A 3,289-nucleotide genomic window follows, 5' to 3' on the forward strand; every position below is an offset into this window, starting at 1 on the left:
AGACCGGTTCCGGTCGGGTGTCACCGCCGAGCAACTCTGCCCCTGGCTGGCAGCATAGTCAAGAAAGTGCAAAGATAGTGATCTGACTAATGATGCAAATATGGTCGCACCAATTGAAGTTTGGGCCTTGAAATTATCCTCTAGCAGCGATCCTAATTAACCACCGGTTATGAGCCGACGCACAACCTGGCTCGTCAGCCATGCTGAAGAACAGCAGTGAGTGCACTACAGAAGCATAGCGTGTGATGAAACGAGTGAGGATGATCCGACAATGCGTGCTCTGATACAGGCGTATCAAACTGTTGCTAACCCTGCTCAGAGCGCTGTAATTCCTCTACTCGTTGCAATTGCACATAGAGCGGCGGCACACCAAAGAGCGCTCGCTCCCAGTCAGTAACGCGCGGATTGATCTCACCGAGTGACCAGCGGCCACCGATCCGAATGATCTGCGTCCCAAAGTGCTGTGGTCGGCCCAGTTCAATCAGCAGGCGATCCCACGCCATTGCTCGCAATGTCCAGGCTCGTTCATCACCCAACTCGGTAGCCCGCCGCGCAAAGCGATGGGCATGATGAAAATCGGCAACCGACTCGCCACAGATCATGACCAGACCGGCCAGAAAGTATCCACGCTCATCAGTGATATATCCCTGCGCTTCCAGTTCCAGCACCCGATCACAACGTCGCCGACGCTCGGCTGACGTAGCTCCCCTTGCCTGTCCTTCAATGGCTTCGCTGGCAAGTCGACTCAGCTCGGTCAAAGGATCTTCGGGAAGAAACTCACTATCTGGATCCATCAACAACTCCTTACAGTCTGACGGATAGATCAGGTCGTTTGCGGTTGGTTCGCGGTTTCGCTTACGCCGGCTTTCGTGCGGTCTGTCTTCGTTACCGGAACAATGGAGCCGGTGTTTGTGCAGCACATGTAGTGTACCACGTCTTTGGCCAAAAACCCTGCTCCCTGATGATGGATTGATCAGTCGCGGCCAGATGCCTTTACCGATTGCCGACTTCTGAGAGGTTTGGTGTGATAGGCACAACGTTGACAGAGAACTGTCCATTGCCATTGCTGATGTTGGTCATCGGGTCGCAGATAGACGCTAACCTTACGACGACGACCACAACGCACACAGCGGCCACCGGCCCGCAGGTAGATGTTCCAAACAAATGGCAGGGTGATGTGATCCAACAGCAAATGGAGGGTTACGCCTGCGGCCAGCGGCCGTACCCAGGGCAGGCGCTGGGCCAGTGCCCAGAGTGGTGGCAGGACGATCAACGGATGGTGGAGGCGGGAACGCAGTGAACCGTAGCGCGGGCGGCTATCACCGGGTTGGGGAAAGCGATGACGGTAGCGGTTGTAATGAAGTGCGCCGCTAATGCTCCAGTCGCCGGTACGGCTGATGTAGAGGGCCAGATGATCGAGATCGACCAAAACACCACCAGCGATCAACAGTGCTGCTGCCAGCGGTTGGCGAGGGTACAGGCTAACGGCCAGCAAAGTCGAAGTGATTAGGTGTTCTTGCAAGTTCATGATTGCTCCAGCGACAGCAAAGCCTCTATCACCGGCTGAAAGGTACGCCGATGCAGTGGCGAGGGGCCATATTGAGCGAGTGCGCGTCGATGCGCGGCTGTACCATAACCTTTGTGAAGTGCAAAACCGTAGTGTGGAAAGCAGTGATCGGCTGTTACCATCAACCGATCACGGGTGACTTTGGCAATGATGGATGCAGCCGCAATTGAGAGAGACCGTTCATCACCGCGCACTAGTGCCGTCTGCGGCAGGGATATACCGGGCAACTGCACAGCATCAATGATCAAGGCATCAACTGCACACGGCAGCGCCAGCAAGGCCTGGATCATTGCCAGTCTGGTTGCCGGCAGAATACCATACGCATCGATCAGAAAAGCCGGCACAATCCCGACACCCACGCCCAGCGCATGGGTCTGAATACTGGTGTAGATGCGCTCACGGGCACCGGCTGTCAGTTGCTTCGAGTCATTCACGCCGGCCAGCAAATCCGGCTGCCGATAAACCGCTGGAGAAAGCACAACTACCGCTGCCACCACCGGCCCTGCCCAGCATCCACGACCGGCTTCGTCAATACCGGCCAGATTTGCGTAACCATGCCTTTGCAAGTCGTGCTCAATACTCAGATCGGGCAACATTCGGTTTTCCAATCATCACCAGTACACTGCTGTCTGCCACCTGTACGCGCTGTACCTGAAGCATAAAATCGCCAAATGGTACCGTTTTCGGCAATGTCACTGTCTTGCGCCCCAACCATATCAGGCGGTAAATGGCATCGATAAACCGCCCGTAGCCACCTTCTAGTCGTCCGCCATCCACAATCACCAGATGACCATCAGGCGTGAGAACGCGCCGAATTTCGGCCTGGGTTGCCGGATCGAGAATGTATTCTGCCGGGAAGGTTGCACATACTGTGTCAAAACTCGCATCGGCAAATGGTAGTCGGCGAGCGTCAGCCCGTACCAGTCGTCGGCTAAAACGCGCTGCACGCCGAAGCATCGACGGCGACAGGTCGAGGCCGACAACGCCGGGGTGGGTCGCGAGAGTCGCTTGCAGATAGCCAGGGCCACATCCCAACTCAAGGATGCGTCCGTGCAAAAATGGTTCAGCCGCCCGTACCCAGCGTTGCCAGTAGCCGCCCGACACCGCCCAGGCGACAACGTCATAACTCCAGACAAACTCATTGTACAGGCGGTGAAATAACCAGCGGACAAGTTGTTGGTATACGGCGATCAACCTATTCATCAACATCCACTCAATTCATGCTGTGGCAGGGTTACCTATTGTCTGATATTTGAGAAATACTCAACACCGTCTAGCATCTCCCCTTGTAGGCGAGGCTGCTGCCAAATGTACAGCCTGCATAACCCTGAGTGGTTACGGCGCACAACACAGGTAATGAGCATCCCTTTACAAGACCAGCCAGTATTGTTATACCACATGCCAGTATGTGCGTCGCACGGGGGATAGACTTCATGACCCATCAGATGATGACCCTGATACTGCACCTGAACGAGGTAGAGGCACGGCATGCCGGGCCCCGCTGCTAGCACATCTGAACAATGCACATTGTTGAGCAAGATTTGGTGTTAAAGGGGGCAACGCAGTCAGCAAGAGACTAGAAGCTGTTTCAAAAACATCTCCTGAAGTGATCTCATTCAGTACTGACAGACTCCATGATTGTAACGATCACACCCGGCATCCCCGTGATGAGTCGGGGCAACGGCCTGCCACGCACCGGATCACGAGCACGGCTAGCGCGGC

At 55.4% G+C, this 3,289-nt stretch carries 4 protein-coding genes; all 4 read right to left on the reverse strand.

The window, feature by feature from the left end; genetic code table 11:
- Positions 1-305: 305 nt before the first annotated feature.
- The 4 genes from VAE55_RS18325 to VAE55_RS18340 all read right to left on the reverse strand — a co-directional run bounded on the left by VAE55_RS18325 (position 306) and on the right by VAE55_RS18340 (position 2,770).
- Entirely contained in the window at positions 306-794 is a 489-nt protein-coding gene (locus VAE55_RS18325; RefSeq protein WP_322817160.1) for a hypothetical protein, read from the reverse strand.
- A gap of 179 nt (positions 795-973) precedes the next feature.
- Positions 974-1,528 (reverse strand): hypothetical protein, encoded by a 555-nt coding sequence (locus VAE55_RS18330; RefSeq protein WP_322817161.1) that lies wholly within the window; start codon positions 1,526-1,528, stop codon positions 974-976.
- Complete coding sequence (locus VAE55_RS18335) at positions 1,525-2,163, reverse strand: ribonuclease HII (RefSeq protein ID WP_322817163.1); 639 nt, start codon at positions 2,161-2,163, stop codon at positions 1,525-1,527. Before VAE55_RS18335 ends, VAE55_RS18330 begins: the two co-directional genes overlap by 4 nt.
- Complete coding sequence (locus VAE55_RS18340) at positions 2,141-2,770, reverse strand: class I SAM-dependent methyltransferase (protein ID WP_322817162.1); 630 nt, start codon at positions 2,768-2,770, stop codon at positions 2,141-2,143. The genes VAE55_RS18335 and VAE55_RS18340 overlap by 23 nt, the downstream gene beginning before the upstream one ends.
- Positions 2,771-3,289 lie beyond the last annotated feature (519 nt).

This window comes from Chloroflexus sp. (genome assembly GCF_034432675.1).
Classification (GTDB): domain Bacteria; phylum Chloroflexota; class Chloroflexia; order Chloroflexales; family Chloroflexaceae; genus Chloroflexus.

Bases quoted from the DNA above. Each gene is read 5' to 3' on its own strand.
- VAE55_RS18325 (WP_322817160.1), bottom strand. From the start codon at position 794: ATGGATCCAGATAGTGAGTTTCTTCCCGAAGATCCTTTGACCGAGCTG.
- VAE55_RS18335 (WP_322817163.1), bottom strand. From the start codon at position 2,163: ATGTTGCCCGATCTGAGTATTGAGCACGACTTGCAAAGGCATGGTTAC.
- VAE55_RS18340 (WP_322817162.1), bottom strand. From the start codon at position 2,770: ATGAATAGGTTGATCGCCGTATACCAACAACTTGTCCGCTGGTTATTT.
- VAE55_RS18330 (WP_322817161.1), bottom strand. From the start codon at position 1,528: ATGAACTTGCAAGAACACCTAATCACTTCGACTTTGCTGGCCGTTAGC.